The following is a 3573-nucleotide window of genomic DNA, read 5'->3' on the forward strand; positions in this document are numbered from 1 at the left end:
TCAGAGGCTTTTTTTGTACTTTTATTTCAATTTTTGAGCGATAAGATCTAGATAAAGTTTCATTTGATGCTAAAATATCTTTCGTTTCGAAACTTATATGAAAGATAGTTAATTTAAATGACTAAACGTAACACCCAACAACGTCGTCATTCGATCATTAAATTGGTTAATGAGCAAGGCGAAGTCAGTGTCGATGAGTTGGCGAATCTATTTGCCACTTCGGAAGTCACTATTCGCAAAGACTTAGCCATGCTTGAAACTCATGGACTATTATTACGACGTTATGGTGGTGCGGTGCCTGTACCTCAAGAAATGACCCAAATAGTCAGCGAAAACCTATCATTAAATAAACAAGCTATTGCCGCTAAAGCCGCTGAGCTGATCCGCGACCATAACCGGATCATCATCGACAGTGGTAGCACTACATCCGGAATTGTTCAGCAGCTTAATGACAAGCGTGGCTTGGTGGTGATGACGAATTCACTGCAACTGGCAAACGCTATTCATGAACTTGAAAATGAACCTACATTATTGATGACCGGTGGCACCTGGGACCCACATTCGGAGTCTTTTCAGGGCCAAGTGGCAGAGCAAGTATTACGGTCATATAACTTCGACCAACTTTTTATCGGTGCCGATGGTATCGACCTCGATCGTGGCACCACCACATTTAACGAACTAACCGGCTTAAGTAAAGTAATGGCTGAAATGTCTCGTGAAGTCGTGGTGTTATTAGAGTCGACTAAAATTGGCCGACGGATCCCTAATCTAGAATTACCTTGGGATGTGGTTAATGTCTTAGTTACCGACGATAACATCACCCAAGAAGCCGTTAACACTATTTCAGCACATGGTGTCAGAGTAATCCTCGCACCATACGCTAAGTAAACAAAATTAAATTGAAACTGTAAAGGAAACAACAAACATGTGTGGAATCGTAGGCGCAGTGGCGCAAAGGGATGTTGCAGAAATTTTAGTAGAAGGCTTACGTCGTCTAGAATACCGTGGTTATGACTCAGCTGGTGTTGCTGTTATCCATCAAGGTGAGTTAAGCCGTACTCGCCGTGTTGGTAAAGTACAAGAGTTGTCATCGGCACTAGATGCTGCACCGTTAAGCGGCGGCACTGGTATTGCCCATACTCGTTGGGCAACTCATGGTGAGCCAAGCGAACGCAATGCACATCCACATTTATCTGAAGGTGATATTGCTGTTGTTCATAACGGTATTATTGAAAACCACAGTAAATTGCGCGAGATGCTAAAAGGTTTAGGTTACGTATTTTCATCTGACACAGACACCGAAGTTATTTGTCACCTTGTTCATCATGAACTAAAAACAGCTGCTACCTTATTAGTGGCAGTACAAGCGACAGTAAAACAGCTTGAAGGTGCCTACGGTACAGTTGTTATCGACCGTCGTGATAGCGAACGCATGGTTGTTGCCCGTAGCGGAAGCCCATTAGTCATTGGTTATGGTTTAGGTGAAAATTTTGTTGCCTCAGATCAATTAGCATTACTACCTGTAACACGTTCATTTGCCTTTTTAGAAGAAGGTGATGTCGCAGAAATTACGCGTCGCGAAGTTAACATTTTTGATATTAATGGCAATGCAGTTCAGCGCGAAATGAAAGAGTCGGAAGTGACTCATGATGCAGGTGACAAAGGCGAATACCGTCACTACATGTTAAAAGAGATTTACGAACAACCAACGGCAATTGCGCATACTTTAGAAGGTCGTATTGCGGGTGGTAAGGTTTTAGATTCAGCATTTGGTGAAAATGCCGCTGAATTTTTAAAAGACATTAAACACGTGCAAATTATTGCCTGTGGTACCAGTTACCACGCGGGTATGGCAGCGCGTTACTGGTTAGAAGATTGGGCTGGCGTATCGTGTAATGTTGAAATTGCATCTGAGTTCCGTTATCGCAAATCGCACCTGTTCCCAAATAGCTTGTTAGTGACTATTTCACAATCTGGTGAAACAGCGGATACGTTAGCTGCAATGCGCCTAGCAAAAGAAATGGGCTACAAAGCCACTTTAACTATTTGTAACTCAGCAGGTTCATCGTTAGTACGTGAATCTGACATGGCTTACATGATGAAAGCTGGCGTAGAAATTGGTGTTGCATCAACTAAAGCCTTTACTGTACAACTTGCTGGCTTGTTAATGTTAACAACAGTTATTGGTCGTCATAATGGCATGTCTAGCGACATGGAAGCAGCTATTACTCAAAGCTTGTTATCAATGCCAGCTAAAGTGGAACAAGCGCTTGGCTTAAATGATGCAATTGCAGAATTAGCAGAAGACTTTGCCGACAAGCAACATGCATTATTCTTAGGTCGTGGTGATCAATACCCAATCGCGATGGAAGGTGCATTAAAGCTAAAAGAGATTTCATATATTCACGCCGAAGCTTACGCATCTGGTGAGTTAAAGCACGGTCCATTAGCCTTGATTGATGCAGATATGCCAGTTATCGTGGTTGCACCGAACAATGAATTACTCGAAAAGCTTAAATCAAACGTTGAAGAAGTGCGTGCTCGTGGCGGACTAATGTATGTGTTTGCCGATGTTGATGCTGAGTTTGAATCAGATGAGACTATGAAAGTCATTCCAGTGCCACACTGCGATGTGTTCATGGCACCGTTAATTTACACCATTCCATTACAATTATTGTCATATCATGTGGCATTAATTAAAGGTACCGACGTAGACCAACCTCGAAATTTGGCTAAATCGGTTACTGTTGAATAAGGTTCTGAATTTTTTACATGTGGAAGTTAAATAGAGTTCGAAACTAGTCATAAAGATAGCTACTAACTGAAAAGTTAGAAACTAAACAAGTTAGCTACTGTGAAATGTTCGAAACTAATAAAAAGCGACTGACTCATTGAGTGGTCGCTTTTTTTTTAAGATAAAAAGTTATGTTAATGCAATAGTCATGGGTAGTAAAACTCCAGAACGATTGCGTTTGTAACGCAAAACTATTTACCCGGTTTATGTTTATGAGTATCTAAACTAGGATGTTTAGACTTGTTCTCAGGGGTAACACTACGTCTTTGATCTGTTTTACCTGTAGATTCCGCTTTTGGCTTAGGGCCTGGTTTTATGCTCATTCCGCTCACCTTATTGATAAATTTATATAGGCCATTATTTTAAGGTGTGTAGTTTGTTGCTTCGCATTTAGGGCAAGGAGGAAGTGTATCGGAGTTATCATCTAAAATGACTTTTTGTCCACATTTTGTACATGTATAAACACCTTTCCCTGGTTTTTCGCCTGTGCTCGACATAAATATATCTCCTTGATAACTGGATTCAATAATACAAAATGTATTATTGAATCCTATATTGGGTCAAAAAAAGAACAATGCAAGAGTTATTTTTAAGCAGATTCTTAATAGAAATAATTCCTAATGATTATGCATTAAGGACATCATCATATTTCGTTTGATACTAAACTTTGTTAAAACGTTTTTGCCCCATTCCTTCTCAGCGCGAAAGTTCACTCACAATCTGTGATTGTACGTTTGCCTTACCTGTAGTTATCCGAGGGAGTGTCGAAGTAAGCTTTT

The 3573-nt window shown here is 40.6% G+C and carries 4 protein-coding genes; 2 read left to right on the forward strand and 2 right to left on the reverse strand.

Annotation, left to right across the window (positions count from 1 at the left end; translation table 11 throughout):
- Nucleotides 1–117: 117 nt before the first annotated feature.
- Nucleotides 118–888, forward strand: coding sequence for a DeoR/GlpR family DNA-binding transcription regulator (locus tag CXF78_RS17190; RefSeq protein ID WP_102037443.1), 771 nt, complete (start codon nucleotides 118–120; stop codon nucleotides 886–888).
- A gap of 37 nt (nucleotides 889–925) precedes the next feature.
- Nucleotides 926–2755: a glutamine--fructose-6-phosphate transaminase (isomerizing) gene (glmS, locus tag CXF78_RS17195; RefSeq protein ID WP_102037444.1), complete on the forward strand. Its 1830-nt coding sequence runs from the start codon at nucleotides 926–928 to the stop codon at nucleotides 2753–2755.
- 230 nt (nucleotides 2756–2985) lie between these two features.
- Here glmS and CXF78_RS21905 read toward each other — a convergent pair whose 3' ends face one another.
- Both CXF78_RS21905 and CXF78_RS22090 read right to left on the reverse strand, forming a co-directional pair.
- A complete protein-coding gene (locus tag CXF78_RS21905) occupies nucleotides 2986–3117 on the reverse strand; it encodes a hypothetical protein (RefSeq protein WP_257984938.1) in 132 nt (43 codons plus the stop codon).
- Between the two features lie 39 nt (nucleotides 3118–3156).
- The gene (locus tag CXF78_RS22090) at nucleotides 3157–3291 is read right to left on the reverse strand and encodes a zinc ribbon-containing protein (protein ID WP_102037445.1); all 135 of its coding nucleotides are present in this window, start codon (nucleotides 3289–3291) and stop codon (nucleotides 3157–3159) included.
- Between the last annotated feature and the right edge of the window lie 282 nt (nucleotides 3292–3573).

This window comes from Shewanella sp. 11B5 (assembly GCF_002836795.1).
GTDB classification, from domain to species: domain Bacteria; phylum Pseudomonadota; class Gammaproteobacteria; order Enterobacterales; family Shewanellaceae; genus Shewanella; species Shewanella frigidimarina.